Source organism: Pseudarthrobacter sp. LMD1-1-1.1 (assembly GCF_040676255.1).
Lineage (GTDB): Bacteria > Actinomycetota > Actinomycetes > Actinomycetales > Micrococcaceae > Arthrobacter.
Map to the genome: position 1 here is coordinate 41,241 of NZ_JBEGHP010000026.1, position 21,131 is coordinate 62,371.

Genomic DNA, 21,131 nt, shown 5'->3' on the forward strand with positions numbered 1-21,131 from the left:
TGATGGACAATCGGGTAGCGGCTCAGAACCGCTGGACGAGCGTAGACAAGGAGGATGTCAAGTGAGTACAGCGCAGCGAAACGTGCAAGGACCGGGAAAACCGGACAGCAGTCAGCCCGACTCCGTACTCTCCAAGGCGCATCTCTTGTTGAGCGCGTTCAGGCAGGGAATCTCCACCCTGGGGCTCACAGACCTCAGCCGCCGTTCCGGCGTCTCCAAAGCCAGCGCGCACCGCCTTGCGACAGAACTTGTAGAGCTTGGCTATCTCACCCGGACCATAGGCGGCTACCAGTTGGGCCTGCAGATGTTCGAGTTGGGCCAACTGGTTCCCGGCCCGGCGATCCTCCGCGATGTCGCGCGGCCGGCAATGCAGGATCTCCGGGTAGCGACTCGCGGAATCGTGCACCTCGCGGTTCCTGAGGGTGGGGAGTGCGTTTACCTCGACCGGATTGCCGGACGGAACGAAGTGGCGATCATTAGGGCTGTAAGGGACCGTGTGCCATTCCCTATGACAGCGTCTGGCCGCATCTTCCTCGCACATTCGAATCCGGACAGGACAGCTCAGCTTGACTCTGCCGCTCTGGCGGCTCTGGGCGCCGGCAACCACCCCGAGGCTGCCGCTGTATTAGCGGGTATCCGGGCCCGCCGATATGCGGAAGAGCGATCGACGTGCTACCGGGGGACCAAGGCTCTGGCAGTTCCTGTCCTCTACCCGGATTCCGAGCATGTGGTTGCAGCAATCTCAGTAATTATGCCGCTTGAGCGTCGTGACGAGCAGGATGTTTTACGTGCCCTTTGGGCAACGTCGGGCGATATCAGGGGAGGTCTCCTCCGGACATTCGACGACGGTATGCGGCATCAGGCAATGAAAAGCTTCCTCTAGCTGTCAGACCTAAACTGCCGATGCGTTGGAACGGCGAAGCTGCGCCCAGTTCTGTGCCACGAGCTATCTCGAAGAGTCTGTTCCCATGAACCCCGCGAGAATGCACCAAGGCCGCCAGGGCGTTCAACTCGCCATATGCGATCATCGCTGCGACCGCAGAGCCACTGGAGGATCCCTTGGTGGTGATCGTTGTCGGCCCGGTTCTGCGCGGGCGGGGCTTCAGCTGGGCACACTCGGTCTACGGCTTGCCCAGTGGGATACCACAAACAATGCCCGACTTCAACGATCGCGGCTCGTTGTAGGCAGTGAGCGCCATTTGAGGTCGCGGATCAGCCCTGGTCCATGTCATATCAAACCGGCTGGCTCAACGGGGGTCCGCTGAGCGGTCCCGCCTCTGCGCTGCCCGGCCCTGATGCCTAACCATGGGGTTATCAGATTGCGAACAAGGAGGACCACTATGGGCATCATACGTACATCGCCGATGGAGGAGCTGTGGGTTGCGGTTCTTGCGGAGCTCGCTGAGCGTCGTGAGGAGTTCCGCGTTCTTGGCTATGTACCGCGTGATTTCATCGAGAAGTTTTTTCCGCTGGGGCTCTACCGTGCCGCAACTCCGATAAAGTTCGGTGGGGTCGTTATGCCACCTGCTGACTTCTTGAGGAACATCGAACGCATAGGCCGAATTGATGGTTCGACTGCCTGGGTAGTGGCATTTGCATCGGGCAACACCTACTGTGGGGCTCTTCCGCTCGAAACGCAGGCCGAAATTTACAGGAACGGCCCCGACGTCGTCTTTACTGGCGGCCTGTTCCCAATGCAGAAGGCTGAACGCACTCCTGCAGGTTTCCGGGCCAGTGGCCGCTGGAAATTTGCCAGTGGTTGCATGGCTGCGGACTACATCAGCGTAGGTCTGCTTGACGATTCCGCCGGCGGCAAACCTCGAGCAGCAGTGCTTCCCGCCGATCGGGTCAAAATCATCCAGGACTGGGACGTCAGCGGTATGCGCGCCTCCGGCTCGTTTGACACCGTCGTCGAAGACCTTGAAATCCCCTTGGATTGGACCTTCATCCGCGGGGGCAAGCCACTCATTGACGAACCGCTCTTCCATTACCCTCTAATCGGATATCAGGCTCAATGCCATGCGGCGATTGGACTCGGAGTTGCCCAAGGCGCTCTCGATTACGCCCAGTCTGCAGGCACATATCGAGGAATCACAGGGGCACCGCCGGTGGGAGAACGGGCCTACTACCGGGTCGAGTTCGCTAAGGCATTCGTCGCCCTCCAGTCAGCACGTGCTTACCTTCTTGACGTGGCAGAGGAAGTCTGGGAGGCGGTGAGCAACGGTGATGAAGTGACCGACGATCAGAACGCGCGTATCCGGCTAAGCGCCGTCAACGTGTCAGATACCGCGAGCCAGGTGGTGCACGACATAGCGAAAGTATCGGGCGCTGCAGTGATCAACAACGCCCACCCCCTGCACCCGATACGGATGGATGCTCAAGTTCCGCAGTTGCATGCCTCACTAAGCCAACATATGTACGACGACGCTGGCGCCGTACTACTGGGTTTGCAATCGACCACTCCGGGGTTCGTGTGACATCAGAAAGTCGCCAAAGCGGCAGGAAAGGACCTAGCGGCCCCTCTCCCGCGTGCACTTTCAAGCAAGCTTGTTATCGAATTCCACTAAGCCTGGAGTAAGGAAGGAAGACCAAAATGCGCAGTCAAATAGACCGGACAGATCGTCCACCAAGGAATCCCCCGGAGCGGAAGTCACAGTGGCGTCAGGTTCTCGGAAGGTACCCCACCGGTGTAACGATCATCACAACCGTCGATGACGCCGGACAGCCCGTGGGGATGATCGTCGGAACGTTTACGTCTGTCTCCGAAGATCCGCCTCTGGTCGGCTTCCTGCCCCAGAAGACCTCCGGTACCTACGCCAAGGTTGAACACGCTGGCCGCTTCCGGGCCTCAGTCCTCGGGGCCGGTCATGAAGACCTGTGTCGTACATTTTTCAGCGCGCCACCCGACGAACGTTTCGAAGGCCAGGAGTGGGAATTCGACGAGGGCGGCATCCCCAGGCTCAAGGATGCTATTGCATGGTTTGATGCCACCGTCCACGACATTCACCCTGCCGGCGATCACGTAATGGTTCTCGGCGAGGTTACGGACTTTGGGTTGGGTCCTCGAACGGGTGGATTGCCATTGGTCTTTCTCAATGGTGGGTATGGTTCATTCACGATCCCCCGGAATGATTTCAACCTCGACAACCTGGGCGGTCAGCTGCGCCTCGCCACAAGCCTCGGTGCTGAAATTGAGAAGTTGTCTCTCAATCTGGAACTGGAGTGTTCCATTTCAACGGTTGTTCAGGACACCGTGGTCGTGCTGACTGCATCCGATGATCAATCACCGTACGTCGGTACCTACTTCCCCTTCGCCGCTCCAATCGATCCCGGCTTCGCTGCTTGGTCCACGCCAGCACTGCACCGCACGTGGATCGAAGGCTCCCGTCATATGAGAGGGCAGATCGACTCTGCCCTGATCGAGGAAATCCTGACACTTGTCCGCCAAAACGGTTATGCCATTTCCTTTGGCCATACGAGAAGCGAACAATTCAGTGCAGCTTTTTCGTCGGCTAAAGGCGACAGGGGCATGCTTTCGCCCGTGTGGGATTCCCTGGTCTCCGCCTACGCGGAATATTGCCGCCATCCCGAACCTGCAGCACATGCAACTCTGATCCAGGTCCCCATCTTTGGACAGGACCAATGCGTGGCCTTCGAGGTGGTGGTGAGTGGATTCGGACCCGGTGCAGCCAAGGAACGTTTCCGGGAAATCATTTCCCGCACAGTTGATTGCGCAGCCCGCCTTACAGAAAAGATCGGCGGGCGCGTTCCAACTGACTATTTTGTCCAGTTGCCTTAAGTCGAGTTGGGTCGCCGAGAATGGAACCCGGCCCGAGCCGACGCCGCTGCTCACTACTGGAGCCGCCCAACGCAATTTTGAATATCTTGACGACGTATCTCTTTGCCGTAAGGCAATTCAGGCAGATCAGCCCTCATAGCTGGGGCAGCACGGCAAGCCCGTCCTGCAGCTGCTGAGCCCCGCCTTGCGGCGACAACATCCTGAATGGAGACCCCTTCCGCCTAGCGCGGCGAGATTGTTGACTGACTAGCCGCAATGGCCCACACGAAGCGGATGGCCCCCGTGCCGCCCCGTCCGAGGTGAGCCAACAAAGACCGTGAAGCGTACAGCTGGGCCGGGGGTAACCATCCGTGCCAACACGAAACAAAGGAGTTCCCATTGAACAACCCCCTGTCCCGCCGCACGTTCATCACCGCCGCTGGCACAGCCGTCGCCGCCGCAGGCCTTACTCCAACCGTTGCCCTCGCCGCAGACGGCAAAGATACCGACCGCCGCGCCGGTTCGGCACCGTTTACCGTCAACGCGACCGTGCTCGACGGCGGAGAGCAAATTACCTCGGTGGTCATCGACGCCTCACGTCAGGGCGGCCTAGCAGAGGGCCCGATACCCGCCTCCGCATTCACCGTCCACGCTCTCGGCGTCAACCCGCTCACTGGCACGGTGGCTTATGACCTGAACCGTACCGTCACTGCGGCGCGCGCTGACAACGAAGGCCGGATTACCCTGGACCTCAAGCATGGTGAGGGTATCCCCGGCGGCGCCTCCCTGGATTACATCTGGAACGCTCAGCGCAACGTCTTGCTTGACCTTACCTACACTATCTCGCAGGTCCAGCCGCTCCCCCGGCACGGAAACGGTGCACCCCAAATCGGGGCCTTCACCCAGGGCGCACTCGTGAGCCCTGAAGTAGACGCTTTCACCCGCCACGTAGCGCGCTCGGGCCTCAACTATCGTCTTTTCGCCCCTAAAAACCGGGGCCGCTCTCAAGGCAGGCCACTCATTGTGTGGCTGCACGGAGGCGGCGAAGGCGGCCTCCTGACGGACGGATACAGCTACTACGACAACGAAACGCCGCTCCGCGGCAACCGCGGTGCCCTCGGATTCACAACAGACGAGGCCCAGGATCTCTTCGGCGGAGCCTACGTGGTTGCCCCGCAATCCCCATCAATGTGGCTGGCCGACGGACCTGCATATGCACCTCGCATCCGGGAAGTGATTGAGGAGGTATGCGAGGCTCACAACGTGGACCGCGACCGAATCCATGTGGTGGGTTGCAGCAACGGCGGTTACATGAGCCTGAAAATGGTCGTCGAATACCCGGACGTGTTCGCCTCGGCTGTGCCAATCTGTGGCGTCGTCGCGCCATTCAACTCTCCCGGTCCGATGGTGACGGATGAACAGCTTGCCGCGATCAATACCCCCACCTGGTTGATCACTGCCGCCGATGACCCCATCATCGACCCGCAAGCTAACACCGTGCATGCCCACGAACTGATCCCCGGCTCGATCATGAGCCTCTATGAAAACGTCACATGGAACGGGTACAAATTCCTCGGGCACTTTTCATGGATATACGCGTCCCACAACGACCCTTCCCACAACGGAATCAAACTGTGGCGATGGATGGCCCAGCAGCATCGCTGAAACGGCCAACGCAGCCTGCCATCAGGTCCGGGCCCAATAACTTTCCAGCTGGGCCCGGATCACCATTATTGGCTACGCCTGCTGTACCCGTTGTCTTACCACCTTCGGGCGATCGATCGAGGTGAGGCTCACGGTCGGGTTCCGCACGTATGCCCGCCCCGTCCTGGCAGCTCCCGTCCTTGTGCGGAGAAGACGACGAAGCGGTCAAGACATCACCAGTAAGAGCAACCACGCCTTCAGAAGGTTCTCCAACTCAGCAGGGCGTTCAAAGTAACGCGATCAGACGGTTGCTCGAAGGCTTGCGGCACCTGAGACCACGTGCCGGGAATGTACTTAGAGGCAAGAGTGCTGGAGCTGGGCTCTGCAGTGCCCTGAGCGGCACACAGATTCGCTGCTTTCATGATGCCAAAGCGCCCGTAAGAAGCGCTCCTGCTCGGCAGCCCAGCTCCAGCCGCACGTATTGTCGAAAGGGTGTCTGCCGGCCAGCAGCTGGCTCCGGCACCTCATGCCAGGCATGTCCCGAAATGCGGCAGGTCCCAACGTTGTCTGACTGACTCTGGTCTGTTTATTTCAGCGTAGGAGGGGTGCTTCGGGGGCGACGCCACCGGGATGTCCGTACAGGCAAACAGCGGCAGATTTTGCAGGATGACCCCTGGAGTTCAGCGTTGTAACGACATCACGGACAGAATCGGCGTATTCCCCACTACGCAAGAGATCTGCGACCACTGGCCGACGTACTCGATTGGAAAAGGCCCTTTCCCTGGCCCCGGGTTGCACTGCTTTTCCCCGGCACGTCGTCGGGCATTTGACGGCTAGGTACCTCGGGAAGGCGGGACGAAGTTCGTCGTTGGTAGCCACGGGCTCGGACAGAAGGTCGTCGGACGTCTCCGGGTAGCGGCGAGGAACTGCAAGCCGAGGTAGGCCGTGCTCCGAAACCTGTACCCGGAGATGGGCAGCGCTCCACGCGGGCCCAACTCATTGCTTAGATGAGCGCTGCCCGTCGCGGGTGATCGGTGAGTAGCCTGTTCGTCCGCCGCTATAGAGCCCCGAAAATTCCATTCGGGCAGGCCGGGCAACCTGAGACTACTAATAGCGGTCATTGGCTGCTAGCAGGCCTTCTCCTCAAACACCGCTTCTTTCACCCCTTTGATGACGCGTCCTGCTCTTTGGCCCCTTTTTGATGGCCGTTTTGGGAGATTAGCAATGGGCTGCCCCTGCGTCGACCGTGAACTTCTCATCCTCTCAGCAGCGCACTGTTGCTCCAGCCCCAAGAGCGGCTTCGGTCTCGGGGTTTTCTTCCGTCGTATTGACTCCTTTGTCGCTACGACTCCGCGCCCGTACTTCTTACAGTGGCCGCCATTAAGCAATCACTGCTACCTGTACCGCAGTTAGATCTTCGCTTTGTACTTAGCCAAAGGACTTACCAGCAACCGCAGGGCACGGTCAAAAAAGAATCCAATGACTCCCAGGGTGATGATACCGACAAATGTCCAATCAATGCGCCCATAGTTGCGGGAGGTCCATATCAGGACACCGAGCCCTTGATCAGCAGCGACCATCTCAGCGGAGACGATGGTCAGAAAGCTGTTTCCTAGGGCCAGACGTGCACCCGTGACGATATGGGGAACAGCGGATGGGAGGACAATCGAATAAAGCGTCTGAAAACGGCTGGCACCCAGACTTGCTGCCGCCCGAAGCTTCGTCTCATCCGTTGCCACCGCCCCGGCCATTGTGTTTATAACCACAACAAATACCGAAGTATAAAAGATGAGAACAATTTGGGACATGTCGCCGAGGCCGAACCAGACGACAGCAAGTGTCACGAATGCGATCGGAGGAATGAAGCGAAAGAACTCGATGTAGGGCTCCGCAAGCTCGCGAATTACCGCTATTCGCCCCATAAGCAGTCCCAGCGGTGCGCCCACAGCGACACCCAGCAACCATCCGAGCAGAATCCTATAACTTGAAGCCGTGATTGCCTCCCAGAGCGTCCCATCAATCAGGAGTGCGAAAGCCGCTTCAGCCGTCTCCGCAGGCGAAGCAACCAGAGCCGGCCCGAACTGCCAAGACAACACCTGCCAAATGACCAACCCAGCCAAGACAGATATTATTAGGATGGCAACCTTGCGGATTTGAGAACCGTAACGCCTTCTCGGGCGTGCGACCGGCTTAACTCGCTGGGCCAAATGTACCTGTGTCATGAATTCTCCTTAGCGAGCCCTTGGTTACGGAGCGCTGCTCGTACTTCTTCGCCGATATCAGAGCGCAGCTTCCTGTGCAACTCGATGGCGCCAGCGGAAGTTTCATCCCTGGGGCGGGGAAGATCTACCTCATAACTCGACTTAATTCGCGCCTTAGGTCCAGCAGTCATGACCAAGATCCGGTCGGCGAGTAAAATCGCCTCATCAATATCGTGGGTAACAAAAACTATGGTACAGCCGCTTTTTTGCCATATTCTGTCCAACTCCGTCTGCATGATGTGACGCGTCTGCGCATCCAAGGCACCGAAAGGTTCGTCCATAAGAACCACTCGTGGTTCATTGGCGAGTACCCGGGCGATCTGCGCTCTTTGCCGCATCCCTCCGGAAAGTTGCGAGGGAAACTTATCTGCAGCCCCTGTCAAACCGACTAATTCGAGATGACGATCAGATATTTGACGTCGTTCCGAGGAACCCATTCCTCGCATTTTGGAACCGTACTCAACATTCTGTCGTATAGTCAGCCAGTCGAATAGCGCCTCGGTCCCCTGAAAGACCATGCCGGTTTCTGAGCTCGGGCCATCAACTGGGTGGCCGTCGATGAGAAGAGAACCGCCCTTGATCTTTTCAAAGCCTGCAATAGCAGTAATGAGGGTGGACTTCCCACATCCACTGGGTCCGAGGAGGCAGACAAACTCACCAGGGCCTGCGGCAAAATCAGCTCCATCGACCACCGTGAAGTCTCCGAAGCCTATTCGAACTCCTTCGGAGGAAAGGCTTGCTCCGGCCTTTGTTTGCACGGTTTCTGTTTCAAGCATCATACTGATCTCCAATCACTTGACATTCTCGGAATACCAGGACTGGAGAAAAATCGCCTTCAATTCGGGCGCCTTCTTCAAGGTCCCAGCCTTGACGAAGAAGTCTGACTGCTGTGCCAACGCACTGTAATCTGACTCTTTGTAAGCCCGCACGCCGTAGTTCACAAGGGCCATGTCCTTCAGGCTCTGGTCGTGGTCCCCTCCGGTGGCTTTAGCGATAGCCGTAGACGCCTTCTCAGGGTCACTCTTGATGAAGTCCGACGCTTGCTGCAGAACTTTTCCAATCTTGGCCACTTCGGCTGCATTCTGATCAATCCAGTCCTGGTTACCTGCCAAGGCCTGCATGATGGGCTGATCGAAGGATCCGCTGTCTTTCAGGACCGTCAGTCCCAATGCTGCTCCTCGACTAGGCCACGGCTCCCAAAGTACGAAGGCGTCCACGTCGCCCTTCTGAGCGAGACTGGGAAGGGTGGCCGGGTCACTCGAAACGAATTTCACGTTCGTGGAATCGATGCCCTCAGATTTCAGGTATGCGTGGCCGAGGAAAGTACTTAAGCCTGGGACTACGCCTATTGTTTTGATATCAGCGGCCGTCTTGATGTTCGGACGCGCTACTACCTTGATGAATGACTGCGATTCCATGTATACAAAGGGGGCACGCAAAGCCGGGTTTTCCGCAGCAACAGTAAGGAGTGTCGTCGGGCTCGCGCCCGCGAGTTGTACCTCTTTTCCGGCAATTGCTTGGACGGCATCACCGCCAGCGGCGAATTTCCTGATCTTGACGTTCAGGCCTGCCTCCTTAAAGAGCCCCTGCGCATCGGCTACAAAAAATTCCCCGTAGGTTGCATCTGCTGCTACACCGATGACAACTTGATTGTTTGATCCGGACGTGCCGTTGTTAGCCCCATCCGCGCTACTGGCGCAGCCAGCAACCATCACTACGGCAAGAGCACAAAAAAGCATCTTTAGCGTCCTGCGATGAGATCCATGCATGAATTGATTTCCTTTGTTTAGGCCAGCCCGGCACTGACCTCAGCGGGGCGTAGGACTCAAGGTCCTCCTCGACCCCGGATGTGTTCAACCCGGAGGTTCGCTGAACAGACCAGACAGCCGGTCCGGGTCCTTTTGTGACGTGGATAACCGCGCCGGCGTGAATCGTGGCAGTCACAGGGACGCGTTGGTCCAATCAGTGAACCCAAGCCTCCAATCCTTCAATCCAGGGGTGCAGGCTATGACAATCCCGACTCTTAGATTGAGAGGCTTCATCATGCGCGCGGCCCTGATTCACGAGTGGAACACTCCTCCCCTTATCGGCGACCTTGCCGAACCGCACCGACTTCAGGGCGAGACTCTGGTGCGAATTGATGCGGCCGCAGTAGGCCATCTGGACATCACTGTAGCGACCGGCGAGTTCGCCCTGCACCCGCCCCTGCCCTACATCCCGGGCGTGGAGGGATCTGGGACTGTGCTTCAATCGGACACCTTCGAACCGGGCACCCAGGTGATTGTCCGCGACGGAGCGATAGGCGTGGATCGCGACGGCACCTGGCGCGAACGCGCCTCAATTCCCGATGCTGCGCTGACTCCACTGAGGATTCGTGTAGATCCGAGCGTCGCGGCGACCTTCTTTGTCCCGACTGCAACTGCTTACATCGCTCTGCACGATCTTGGGGAGCTTAGAAGTGGACAGACCGTCGCTGTTTCGGGCGCTACCGGAGCAGTGGGTTCAATGGCAGTCCAGCTCGCGCTCCAAGCGGGAGCACACGTGATCGCACTCGTCTCGCGGCGCTCACGCCTGGGTAACCTGCCTGACGGCGTTCGTGGCATCGCGGTCGAGGATGCGTCAGCACTGGCCTTTCTTGCAGCGGAACGACCCGCCGACCTGCTCGTGGACACCATCGGCGGGCCCAGCCTAGGACAACGAATCAAATGCGTTAGGCCTGGAGGAAAGGCAATCTGCGTCGGATACACAGCTGGCGCGAAATTTACGATCGATCTACCGACCTGGTTGGCCACGGGCGTAGCCATCTTGCCGCTGAGCCTCATAAGCATGCAAATGCGGGCCAAGGAAGTGATCGCGGGATTGCTACCCAAGATCGCCGAAGGAACTATCCGTGTCGAATACACCGAGTTTCCGCTAGAACAGACAGCAGAGGCACTCCACCTGCTCCAGGCCAGGGGAATTCGTGGACGGGCTGTGATCCGCTTCTAAGCATGGGCAGTGGCTCTTTGAGGCCCCCGGGGCGGGAGGGACCTTCATGACGCTGCGTCTGCCGCGGCTTCCCTGGGCTTTCATGGAGCACAGAACGCGACCATAACCCAAGGAGCTTTCCGTACGGCTGCATATAGCTCGGAGCGGCCGAGATAACCTGGCGGTGATCGTGGTGCGGCTCGCCAGGCCTCACACACCCTCGGCGTTGACGCGGACGTACGGTGATCCAGTACGGGTAAGACGGCGGCTTGAGGTCGGGCGGGGTGAACGTGATGTGCCACGGCCAAGGCCTGACACGGTCCAGCGAAGGGTGCCGCATGGAGGCCGGCGTGAACATCACTGTGGTCCTGTCCGACATCGGCGTATCAGTGGACCATGGCACGGCCTTCGATCTCCCGGGAAAGACGATCGCAGATTTGCGCTCGAAGGTGGGGCACTCCAATAGGCAGCGAAAATGGCCAGCCGACCGTCAATGGCTGTATAACCGCACCTATTGGGAAGTCATTTCTTGAGCGATTCCCGCGGAGTTATCAATACTCTTCGTGCCCGCAGGGAGCCAGTTTTAGTCTTTGCTGCTGAAGGCGGCGTCGAAGCTGGTTTGGGAGGCGGGGAAGTCGTATTTTTTGAGGGCTGCGAGGGCTTCGGGGGCGCCGTGGAGGCGGTCCATGCCGGCGTCTTCCCATTCGACGCTGATGGGGCCGGTGTAGCCGATCGCGGACAGCGCGCGGAAGGAGGCTTCCCAGGGGACATCGCCCCGGCCGGCGGAGACGAAGTCCCAGCCGCGGCGGGGGTCGCCCCAGGGCAGGTGGGAGCCCAGGACGGTGTTGCGTCCGGTTTGGCGGATCTTGGTGTCTTTGCAGTCCACGTGATAGATCCGGTCCTTGAAGTCCCAGATGAAGGAGACGGGGTCGATGCCCTGCCACATCATGTGGGAGGGGTCCCAGTTCAGGCCGAACGCTTCGCGGTGGCCGATCGCTTCTAGGGTGCGGACGGTGGTCCAGTAGTCGTAGGCGATTTCGGACGGGTGGACTTCGTGGGCGAACCGGACGCCGTTTTCGTCGAAGACGTCCAGGATGGGGTTCCAGCGGTCGGCGAAGTCCTGGTAGCCGGCGTCGATGACTTTTTCCGGGACGGGCGGGAACATGGCCACGTACTGCCAGATGGAGGAGCCGGTGAACCCGACCACGGTGTCCACGCCCAGTGCCTTGGCGAGCCGGGCGGTGTGCTTCATTTCCTCGGCGGCGCGGGTGCGGACTCCTTCGGGGTCGCCGTCGCCCCAAACTTTGGCGCGGACGATGGCCTGGTGGCGGAAGTCGATGGGGTCATCGCAGACGGCCTGGCCTTTGAGGTGGTTGGAGATGGCCCAGACCTTCAGGTTGTACTTGTCCAGGATTGCGAGCTTGGAGTCGACGTAGCCGGGTTCGTCCCAGCGCCAGGCGTCTAGGTGGTCGCCGGAGACGGCGATTTCCAGGCCGTCGTAGCCCCAGCCCGAGGCGAGCTTGGCGACTTCCTCGAGGGGGAGGTCGGCCCACTGGCCGGTGAACAGGGTGTACGGGCGGGGCATGGTCAGGCTCCTACTGTCAGTGCTTCCGGGGTGGGTGACGCCACGGGTGTGAGGACGCTTCGGTTGTTCGCTGAGTCTTCGATCGCGGCGAGTACCCGCTGGATTTGCAGGCCTTCTTCGAACGACGGCGACGGCTGGCTTCCTTCACAGATAGCTGTGAGGAAGTCGCGGATCTGGTGGGTGAAGGTGTGTTCCCAGCCGATGATGTGCCCTTGCGGCCACCAGGCTTCGAGGTAGGGGTGTTCGGGTTCGTTGACCAGGATCCGGCGGAAGCCCTGCTCCCGGACCGGGACGGTGGCGTCCAGGAAGCCGAGCTCGTTCAGGTTCTCCAGGTCAAAGGTCAGTGACCCGGCGGAGCCGTAGATTTCGATGCGGAGGCTGTTTTTCTGGCCGGTGGCAACGCGTGATGCCTCGACGGAGGCGCTGAGGTTGCCTGTTAGCCCGAGCGTCGCCCAGGCCGCGTCGTCGACCGTTACTTCTTCCGGGCCGCGAGGTCCGGGTCGTTCGGCGACGAAGGTCTTGAGCGTTCCGGTGACCTCGATGACGCTTTGCCCGGAGCGCGGATGTGGCGGATAGTGCCCAGCCGGCCCTCGGCTATCAACTCGCGGGCCAGGACCAGGGCGGGGACGCGGCGGTAGTTGAAGCCGATCATGGACTGCACTCCCCGGGCGCGGGCTTTGGCCGCTGCCGCTGTCATGAGTTCGGCTTCGGCGAGGGTGTTGGCGAGGGGTTTTTCCACGAGCACGTGCTTGCCCGCTTCGAGGGCTGCGATGGCGATTTCGGCGTGCATCCACCCGGGCGCGCAGATGTCGATGATGTCGATGTCATCCCCGTCGATGACGTCACGCCAGTCGGTGGCCCATTCAGTCCAGCCGTACTTTCCGGCTGCGAAGGCGACTTCCGTAGCATCCCGTCCTACGAGCACTTTCTGTTCGAAGGCCGGGACGTCGAAGAAACTGGCCACGTTCCGCCACGCATTTGAGTGGGCCTTTCCCATGAAGGCGTAACCGATGGCGGCCACGCGCAAGGGACGCACACTAAGGGGAGATGTCATCTGAGCAAGAGCAGCCAGGATCAGCCCACCCGCCAGGGTTGTCAGGGGCAGCAGAACGATCCAGATCGCGTTGTTCACCAAGACAGGAACGACGTCGGGACTAAACGCCCACGCAAAGTTCTCCACGCCAGCGAAAGCGGAGCCACTGGAATTTTGGAACGCCATGATGACGGTTTGGATGAGCGGAAAGAGAAGGATGCCGCCCCCCAGCAGCACCGGAATCACAAGCCAGACTACTGCGCGGGCGCCCACCTGGCGCTTCATGGGGAACAGATGTACCAGCCGTTCGCCTAGGAACAGCCATAAGAGGATGCCAATCGGTATGGCCAGCACGCCAACAAAGAGAGTGAATATCGCGGTGGGGGGTCATGATTCTTACCTTAGGGACGGCGCCGGGAGGCGACCCGAGGGCCGCCACCCGACTCTCTTAAGAAGGGTCAGCTGGACGCTTTGGCAGCTGTTTGGACGGCAGCGAGGTTGGCATCGAGCGACGACGGTTTTTGCACAAATTCGGAGACAGCTTTGTAAAGTGCGCTGTTGACGGCGGCTGGCGCTACTGCTGTCGGGAATGGAACGAGGTCAGTGCCCTCGAGGATCTCCTTGGAAATCTTGCCCAACAGCTCGTTGGGGTAGTCCGAATTGTTGGTCTTTACATTCGTACCGGTCCAGTTTCCTGTGGCGGCAATTAGGTTGGACTCCTCAACTGATGCCAAATACTTCATCAGTGCGGCAACTTCGGGACGATCCGAGAAAGCGGACATCACGTTGCCTCCGTAGCCTTCAGCTTTCGCGTACGCCGGATTTATGGTCGGCATCGGCATGAAATCGAGCCCCTTGACTGGTTCTGCCTTAGGTTCCGCTGCCTGAAGAATTGAGGCTGTGAAGGTGCCCCAGTGCATCAGCGAGCATTGAGAGGGATCGGCATACATACCGAGACCCGCCTCACCAGGATCGGTCGTAATTACACCGCTCGGGCCTCCGGCGACAGTCTTGTCGGAGGCGACTACCTTGGCAAACGTCGCAAATGCTGCCCGAACCTCGGGTGAATCCCAAGAGGCCTGACCCCGGCCCAGGGCGGCAACGAAGTCCGTACCGGCTTGTTTTAGCAGGATGTTGAGGACGAAGTAGGCGCCAGGCCACCCTGTTGAAGCACCGGCACTCAAGCCCATGCACCAGGGGGCATGGCCGGACTTCGATTGCTCGTCTGTCCAAGCACTCAGTTGATCCCAGGTAACGTCGGTGCCCTTAGGGCCACTATAGGAAGCAGGGTTGTACCAGATTTCGTAATTACTCAGCATTGACCAGAGGCCGTAGTTGGCGCCGTCTTTGGTCGTGGATGCCAGCATGGACGGATTGAACGCGCTGGCCAGCTGATCCTTGCCCACTAGTTTGTTGAGGTCGACCATTTTCCCGGACCCAGCGTATTTTCGGACGATAGAGGTATTGCCCGCCTGGACCACATCGATGGGTTTGCCGGCATCAATGCTGGACTGGACCAGAGCCTGATAGTCCTCAGAACCCGTGTATTCAATCTTGACGCCTGTCGCCTCTTCAAAGGGTTTGAGGGTTGCAAGATACCTGTTTCGCTCATCGCCGCCCAGAGTCGAAATGAACGTGATGGAGCCGGTCAACTTCTGGTCGCCAGCGATCTCCTTGGCCTTGTTGAATGCCGCGGTGGTGAGGCTAAGCCCCAGCGAAGGGGATGCGGAACTGCCTCCTTGGTCGTCAGCGCATCCGGTGGCAAGCATCGCCACGGAAAGGATGACGGCGGCGGCGGAGAGTGTCCTTCGAGGTTTGAGTGTTGACATTGTCTTTCCTTTGAATCAGTCGTGCGGGGTGCGAGCGGGCGTGAGGTCAAGCTGATCGAGGATAGGGCTCAGAAAAGCAACCGCTTTCTGGATCTGCGTTACGGGAGTAGCTATGGCGTCCACTTCGATCAAGGCCGGGTACGTCAACCCAGCCCGGTCCATAACGGACGCCCAGGCCTTCCAATCGACAATGCCCTGGCCGGGAACACGGCAGAATTCCCGGTGCGCCACGTGGACCGATTTATCAATCGGCACGGACCAGGGCATAGTTGCGGTCGCATCCTTCCAGTGGGATGAGACCAGACGGCCGATGTACTTCTCGGCGACGGCTACCGGGTCTCCCCCACCAAGCGTGATGTGCGCGGCATCAAGGCACAGCCCGACGTAGAACGGATCAGTTGCGAGCATGAACAGCTCGATATCGCGTTCAAGCCACATCATGGAATGAGATTCAGTGTGCAAGCCGAAGGAGATTCCGGCTCTTTGCGCGATAGCACCGACTTCGTTGAACGTTGCCGCCAGACGTCCAAACCTGTCGTGCTTTCGGAACCGCGTGGCCTGCTTTGAGGCCCTGATCAACAGCGGAGTTAACCCGTCGGGCGGATTGCACGGGACGACGGACCTGTCCAGCGCCAAAGCCCGCCTGCAATGTGGCTTGGACGCACCGCGGCGCGAATAGACGAACGCCGTCGAACCGTTCTGGCGCCACTGCCCGAAGCGACACAACCAATGTGCGGGAGAACTACACCCTAACCTGACTTCCGGGCGCCTGGTCACGGAGGGTTCTACCCGCCGACGGAGCTCGGCTTGTGCTAAAAGGCATGGAGAGTAGCAAACAGGTCATCTCGGCCCCTTGCGCCATATGTGTCCTAATTAAATCCAGGTCGCCGGTCTATTGCGGTGGTTATCGAGCTCTCGGACCCGGTTTCCCGTTCCTCCCTCTGTCAGGATGAGATCTGAGAACATCGTGAGCCGAGCCGACTGCCAACAAGTCGGGTTCGGCGCTATTCTGACTGCCGAAGAGGTACGTCGAGACTGGCGCCTCGTGACGGTCGGCGCCGTAAGCCCTCGGTAGGCGTTCTTTATCGCGTTTGTACCGCGGCCTCACTGGGTGTGCCTGAATTGTCGAATCGGGTGCGGTTTTCTTGAATCTCATCGTGGTGGCTGCCGGCCCAGTCGATCAATGTTGTGATGGCGGTGAGCAGGGTGGCACCGAGCTCGGTCAACGCATACTCGACTCGCGGAGGCACCTCGGCGTAGGCAGTTCTGGTGATGAGACCATCGCGTTGCAGTTGGCGAAGGGTGTGGGTCAACATGCGCTGTGAGATGCCGGGAGTGGAGCGCAGCAGATCTGTGTACCGCAGGGGTCCGATCTGTAGCGAGCTGACCACAAGCACGGCCCACTTGTTGCCTGCCCGCTCGATGATCTGCCGGATGGTCTCTCCGTGTTCCGCCGGCCAACGGGAGCAGGGTCCCGCCAAGGCGTGGGCCTGCCCAGTCAGGGCTAACGGTTCCATGTTGCGCACCTCCGCTTCCGGTTTCGCACACGAGTGTGCCTTTTGTATCGGATCCAATACTGCCCCATCGTGGGAGTACACACTATTAGTAACCATGACGCGTTCCTGGCCTCCACGTCAGTGTCGCCCCGTTCCGGAAGGAAGATTATGTTGATGCGTGCCGTGACCGTTTCCCGCTTCGGCGGACCCGAGGCAATTGAAATCACAGAGGTCCCGGTGCCTACGCCAGGCCTTGGACAGGTGCGGATTAAGGTGGGGGCGGCTGCTTTGAATCCTGTGGATGCCGCCATCCGTTCCGGCATTTTCGGCGGCGAGGGAGAGCGGCTCGGCTTGGGTTGGGATGTCGCCGGGATGATCGACGCCGTGGGAGCCGGGGTGGAATGGAAGGTCGGCGCACGCGTCATGGGATTGGCCACGGGCCACCGTGAGCCGCTCGGTACACATGCCGACTACGTTGTGCTCGACGCGGGCGCTGTTGCCCCGGCTCCTGCTTCGCTCGACGATGTCCAGGCCGCGACCCTGCCGCTGAACACGTTGTCCGCCGTTCAGGCCCTCGGCATGCTGGCGCTGCGGCCGGGGCAAAAGCTTCTGGTCACCGGTGCAGCCGGTGCCGTCGGAGGGCACGTGGTGGAGCTGGCACACCGGGAGGGCCTGGAGACTACCGCCATGGCCTCCCTAGAGGATGAGCCCTTCCTTCTCTCCCTGGGGGCCGATCACTTCCTCTCCCGCGAGGCAGATCCTGCACAAGCGAGCTTTGATGGCGTGCTGGACGCTGCTGGCCTGGGGCGCCCGGCGATCGCCGCAACTCGTGACGGGGGCTCCTACGTCGGCCTGTGGCCGGGACGGGAACCGGAGTCGGAACGCGGCATTCGCGTTGGTGCGCTGAATGTGCAAGCCAACGGCGTTCAGCTCGCCGCGCTTTCACGTCTCGCCGATCTGGGTGAGCTCGTAGCACGCGTCGCACAGATCTTCCCGCTGGAGGATGCAGTGGCAGCACATGCACGGCTGGCCGAAGGCGGCCTGCGTGGCCGGCTCGTTCTCATCCCGTGACCCAGGAAGCCAGCGCGGCGAGGTGACCTCCGACGAACCCTGACGGGTGCGGGGTGTAGGTCACCTCTTACGGTTTCCGCGCAAGGGCACCGCGCATTAGCTACTTGGTCGGATACCCGTTATAAATCTGTGCAATGGACGGAGTGCCTGGACTCGAAGCTGTCCCGTTGGGAAACTGTCGATGTAATTGTTCGTGGGTCATCCGGTACCTCATGTTCCCATCGAGAAGACGCGGTTCAATCCAGACTTCGTAGTTGTCGGCGGCGCAGAATAGCTCACGGCCTTGTACGCCCTCTGCCGCTACCCAGAGCAGGCTGGAGTCCGGCATTGCGTCTTCCACAATGCCGGCGCGGACCAGGGCGCCCCACCTCGTTATCTCGACAGGGGCGCCGATCAGTAGGTTCCATTCCTTTATCGGGTACTTCGCCGTGCGTCGTTGTGTCATACGGAGCCTAACGGCCGCTGCCGGATGCCGGGTCCTGGAGCTCTCTCACCCGGTGCGGGTTCCTCACGTGTTCTTGCTGCGGGCTTGAGCATAATTGTGGAGGCGCAGGCAACAGGAGTCGGCGCCGAGGGCTGCTGTCCTGTATCAGAGTCGGACGTGTAGTGGTATCGGCCGTATTGGGGTGTTTGTTCCGTTGAAGTGAAGCACTTTTGCTCGTCAAGATGGTCTCCCTGTTTTTGGATGGCGTGAGGTTCCGCGCGAACCTCACGCCACTGTTGATCCAGACCGAGCAGCAATCGGGTTAATACCGGTGCTTTTTTCCTACCGCCTCATCCCCGGAAGCTGGCATGTGCGTATTAAACGCGTCCGGGGTAAGCCCCGTGCGGCGGTTGGCGTGGATGTCTGGGCTATGCCTTGGCTGGCTCGATGAAGGCCAGTACTCGTGCCGGGCTAGCTGTACCGCCGACAATCGGCAGTGGGGTGACGACGATGAAGGCGCCGGTGGCCGGAAGCCGGTTGACGTTTTTCAGTGACGTTACGCCGTACTTGTCGTTCCCGAGGAGGAAATGATGCATTGGGAAAGGTGGTTCGAGACCGAATCCTGCCCCCGCATCAATTCCGACAGTCTCGACACCGAACCCTGCAATTTGCGTCTCTTCAGCCAGCCAGCGCGCGCAATCCGATGAGACCCCAGGGGTGTGTGGCCCTGTTTGATCTGCGTTGAGGAACAGAGATTCGTCGTGCCCATATTGGTCCCATCCTGTGCGGTAAAGCAGCCAGGCACCCGCGGGCAGTTGGCCATGGGCGTCCTCCCACGCCTTAACATGGTGGATCTCGAGCAGGAAGTCCGGGTCCGCGGCGACTTCAGAGCTTAGATCAATCACGACCGCTGGCCCGACGAGTCTTTCTACGGGCAGTTGGGATACATCCCGGCCTTCCCGACCGCTGATCCAGTGAATCGGAGCATCGACGTGTGTGCCGAAATGCTCTCCGACGTGGATGTTGTTGTGAGCCCACATGGGGCCGCGTTGATCGTAGGCGGCAACCTCTTCGAGGCTGAGATCGATCACATTGGTCAGCGGTTCGGGCAAGCGCAGAGCGGGAGTCTCCGGGGTTAGTGGCGTGGTGAGGTCGATGACCTGGATGTGTCCCTGTGCCAGGCCTTCGAGCAGGCAGGCAAGCGTACCGGCCCGTGCGGTCTGGGCAGTCTCGGTCATGGTCGTTGTTGCCTCTCGATCTCTCATGCATTCAGGATGTTGTGTCCCGGGGAATTGTTTGTGCTTTCTTAGTGGCCTTTGAACGCTTCCTCGAGCCACCATGAGGCAAAGCTGACGGTCTTCGCGTCGATCAGCAGCGGGGTGTCACGGGGTCCAGCGAGCCATTGGCGGACGGGATCGAGGTCGTTGGGTGTCCTGACGGTTGCGGCTGTAAAACCATATCCGCGGGCGATGGCGGCGAAGTCGGTGTCGGGAAACGTGATGAGGCCCAGTGCGTGGTCGCTTTCACCGAAGTGGTGGACTTCCGCCCCGTAGGCGGAGTCGTTGTAGACGATAACTACCAGCGGAATGCCCAGGCGGACGACGGACTCCATTTCGGCCGACGCCATCAGGGCCCCGCCATCACCGGTACCGAGAACCGGAAGACGGTCCGGCTGAGCGTAGGCGGCGCCAATAGCGCTGGCTAGGCCGAGGCCGACGCACTGGAAAGCTTGGCTGAAGACGAGCCCGTTCTCGTCGGGGATATCGAGGAAAGCGCTGGGGTAGCCGAGGAAGTTGCCCGAATCGACTGCCACCACGCGTTCCTTGTCGAGCATGCGGTCCAGGGCGATGGTCAGCGTGCGGGGGTCTATGCGTTGGCTGTCACCGAGATCCTCGTACGGAACGTCCTGCCAGCGGCCCTCGCGTTTGATGGCCGCTGCCATGTCTTCCGTGCGGTAGCCAACCCGCGACAGACCACGCTTTCGCAGTTCCGCGGTTACCGCGGCCGCCGTGGCAGCGGAGTCACCGAGAACCCCAAAGTTGATGGGACGGTGCTTACCAGGTGCCAGCGGATCTACATCGACCTGCACCACGATGGCTTCGGGACCAATGAGCGTGCCGTGGCGCATGGTCCACATATTCAGCGCCGAACCGAACGAGATAATCAGATCGGCATCCTGGATACTCCGCGCCGCCAAAGGTGTACTGAAGCCGCCGGAGATATCCAGATAAAAGGGGTCATCATTGAACAGCCCCCGCGCAACAGCTGAGGTGGCCAACAGAGCCCCCGACGCTGTGGCGAGTTCCCGCAACTCAGGGCCGGCATTGCGGCCGCCCCGGCCGGCAATGACAACGGGGCGCGCGCACTGCTCGATAAGGTCAGCCAAGCGATTAACGTCTGCGGTTGCAGGGGCCCCCGCGGGGCTCAGGGCGGTTAGACCGGGCAGGGATGGTAGAAACTCTTCAGTGGTCTCAGCGCTTTGGACGTCAAGGGGCAGATTGACCAGGACAGGGATGCGCCGGGTGACGGCGGTCCGATAAGCAAGGGCAATATCGCGGGCCGCGGTTTCGCGAGTGATGCGTAAGCTGGCTGCGCCCACCGATTCGACCAGGCGGTCCTGCTCAATGCGGAAGTTGGAGTGGATTGCCGAAGCGGCAACCTCCGCTGCCAGAATCAGCATGGGAGAACCCGATTTCGCGGCCTCGGCTATGCCGGTTATTGCGTTTGTGAGGCCGCAACCCTGGTGCAGTGAAATGGCAGGCACGGAATCACCGACGCGCGCGAACGCATCAGCCATGGAAGCCGCCCCACCCTCATGACGGGCTGCCACGTAGGTCGCCCCGCGTTCGACAAGGGCTTTCGTCACGTCATAGTTGCCGCTGCCAACGACGCCGAAGACCTGTCGAACGCCAAGGCCAACAAGTGTTTCGGCGACTTTCTCAAATACGCGCATCTGAATACTTACCTCGAATATCAGTAGGGGCAGAGGGGCCACAAGGTTGTGATCATCATGCTCTCCTGCCGGAGGCGGGCATGACTAATG

Annotated in this window: 16 protein-coding genes and 1 pseudogene; 7 read left to right on the forward strand and 10 right to left on the reverse strand. The window is 60.0% G+C overall.

Translation table 11 applies throughout. From position 1 onward, the window contains the following. The first annotated feature begins 61 nt into the window (after positions 1 to 61). From MRBLMD1_RS20380 to MRBLMD1_RS20395, 4 genes are all read left to right on the forward strand, one after another. Positions 62 to 883, forward strand: coding sequence for an IclR family transcriptional regulator (locus MRBLMD1_RS20380; protein ID WP_364403054.1), 822 nt, complete (start codon positions 62 to 64; stop codon positions 881 to 883). A gap of 457 nt (positions 884 to 1,340) precedes the next feature. After that, on the forward strand, positions 1,341 to 2,477 hold the full coding sequence (locus MRBLMD1_RS20385; protein WP_364403057.1) for a flavin-dependent monooxygenase: 1,137 nt from the start codon (positions 1,341 to 1,343) through the stop codon (positions 2,475 to 2,477). Between the two features lie 116 nt (positions 2,478 to 2,593). Continuing rightward, positions 2,594 to 3,799, forward strand: a complete 1,206-nt coding sequence (locus MRBLMD1_RS20390) for a flavin reductase family protein (protein ID WP_364403060.1) — start codon at positions 2,594 to 2,596, stop codon at positions 3,797 to 3,799. Positions 3,800 to 4,177: 378 nt separating this feature from the next. Beyond that, positions 4,178 to 5,443 (forward strand): prolyl oligopeptidase family serine peptidase, encoded by a 1,266-nt coding sequence (locus MRBLMD1_RS20395; RefSeq protein ID WP_364403062.1) that lies wholly within the window; start codon positions 4,178 to 4,180, stop codon positions 5,441 to 5,443. Positions 5,444 to 6,831: 1,388 nt separating this feature from the next. On the opposite strand, the gene MRBLMD1_RS20400 is transcribed toward MRBLMD1_RS20395, so the two are convergent. From MRBLMD1_RS20400 to MRBLMD1_RS20410, 3 genes are read right to left on the reverse strand one after another with little or no spacing between them, the layout of a single operon-like run. Beyond that, positions 6,832 to 7,644: an ABC transporter permease gene (locus MRBLMD1_RS20400; RefSeq protein WP_364403065.1), complete on the reverse strand. Its 813-nt coding sequence runs from the start codon at positions 7,642 to 7,644 to the stop codon at positions 6,832 to 6,834. After that, positions 7,641 to 8,462, reverse strand: a complete 822-nt coding sequence (locus tag MRBLMD1_RS20405) for an ABC transporter ATP-binding protein (protein WP_364403068.1) — start codon at positions 8,460 to 8,462, stop codon at positions 7,641 to 7,643. The genes MRBLMD1_RS20400 and MRBLMD1_RS20405 overlap by 4 nt, the downstream gene beginning before the upstream one ends. Before the next feature lie 12 nt (positions 8,463 to 8,474). Then, positions 8,475 to 9,452, reverse strand: a complete 978-nt coding sequence (locus MRBLMD1_RS20410; RefSeq protein WP_364403071.1) for an ABC transporter substrate-binding protein — start codon at positions 9,450 to 9,452, stop codon at positions 8,475 to 8,477. A gap of 274 nt (positions 9,453 to 9,726) precedes the next feature. On the opposite strand from MRBLMD1_RS20410, the gene MRBLMD1_RS20415 reads away from it, so the two are divergent. Both MRBLMD1_RS20415 and MRBLMD1_RS20420 read left to right on the forward strand, forming a co-directional pair. Beyond that, positions 9,727 to 10,671, forward strand: a complete 945-nt coding sequence (locus MRBLMD1_RS20415; protein WP_364403074.1) for a quinone oxidoreductase family protein — start codon at positions 9,727 to 9,729, stop codon at positions 10,669 to 10,671. 329 nt (positions 10,672 to 11,000) lie between these two features. Continuing rightward, the gene (locus MRBLMD1_RS20420) at positions 11,001 to 11,183 is read left to right on the forward strand and encodes a hypothetical protein (protein ID WP_414703719.1); all 183 of its coding nucleotides are present in this window, start codon (positions 11,001 to 11,003) and stop codon (positions 11,181 to 11,183) included. A 50-nt stretch (positions 11,184 to 11,233) separates the two neighbouring features. Here the strand turns inward: MRBLMD1_RS20420 and MRBLMD1_RS20425 are convergent, their stop codons facing one another. The 5 genes and pseudogenes from MRBLMD1_RS20425 to MRBLMD1_RS20445 all read right to left on the reverse strand — a co-directional run bounded on the left by MRBLMD1_RS20425 (position 11,234) and on the right by MRBLMD1_RS20445 (position 16,614). Then, entirely contained in the window at positions 11,234 to 12,235 is a 1,002-nt protein-coding gene (locus MRBLMD1_RS20425; protein ID WP_364403076.1) for a sugar phosphate isomerase/epimerase family protein, read from the reverse strand. Between the two features lie 2 nt (positions 12,236 to 12,237). Then, positions 12,238 to 13,289, reverse strand: a pseudogene (locus MRBLMD1_RS20430) (Gfo/Idh/MocA family protein). Between the two features lie 437 nt (positions 13,290 to 13,726). Then, entirely contained in the window at positions 13,727 to 15,097 is a 1,371-nt protein-coding gene (locus MRBLMD1_RS20435) for an ABC transporter substrate-binding protein (RefSeq protein ID WP_364403079.1), read from the reverse strand. A gap of 15 nt (positions 15,098 to 15,112) precedes the next feature. Next, positions 15,113 to 15,874 carry a sugar phosphate isomerase/epimerase family protein gene (locus MRBLMD1_RS20440; RefSeq protein WP_364403082.1) on the reverse strand — a complete coding sequence of 254 codons (762 nt, stop codon included), beginning with the start codon at positions 15,872 to 15,874 and terminating at the stop codon, positions 15,113 to 15,115. A gap of 305 nt (positions 15,875 to 16,179) precedes the next feature. Then, positions 16,180 to 16,614, reverse strand: coding sequence for a winged helix-turn-helix transcriptional regulator (locus MRBLMD1_RS20445; RefSeq protein ID WP_364403084.1), 435 nt, complete (start codon positions 16,612 to 16,614; stop codon positions 16,180 to 16,182). 147 nt (positions 16,615 to 16,761) lie between these two features. Between MRBLMD1_RS20445 and MRBLMD1_RS20450 the strand changes: the two genes are divergently transcribed. Next, positions 16,762 to 17,664, forward strand: a complete 903-nt coding sequence (locus tag MRBLMD1_RS20450; protein ID WP_364403087.1) for an NADP-dependent oxidoreductase — start codon at positions 16,762 to 16,764, stop codon at positions 17,662 to 17,664. Positions 17,665 to 18,516: 852 nt separating this feature from the next. Here MRBLMD1_RS20450 and MRBLMD1_RS20455 read toward each other — a convergent pair. Next, complete coding sequence (locus tag MRBLMD1_RS20455) at positions 18,517 to 19,326, reverse strand: cyclase family protein (RefSeq protein WP_364403090.1); 810 nt, start codon at positions 19,324 to 19,326, stop codon at positions 18,517 to 18,519. A gap of 68 nt (positions 19,327 to 19,394) precedes the next feature. Next, the gene (locus MRBLMD1_RS20460; protein WP_364403092.1) at positions 19,395 to 21,041 is read right to left on the reverse strand and encodes a thiamine pyrophosphate-binding protein; all 1,647 of its coding nucleotides are present in this window, start codon (positions 21,039 to 21,041) and stop codon (positions 19,395 to 19,397) included. Between the last annotated feature and the right edge of the window lie 90 nt (positions 21,042 to 21,131).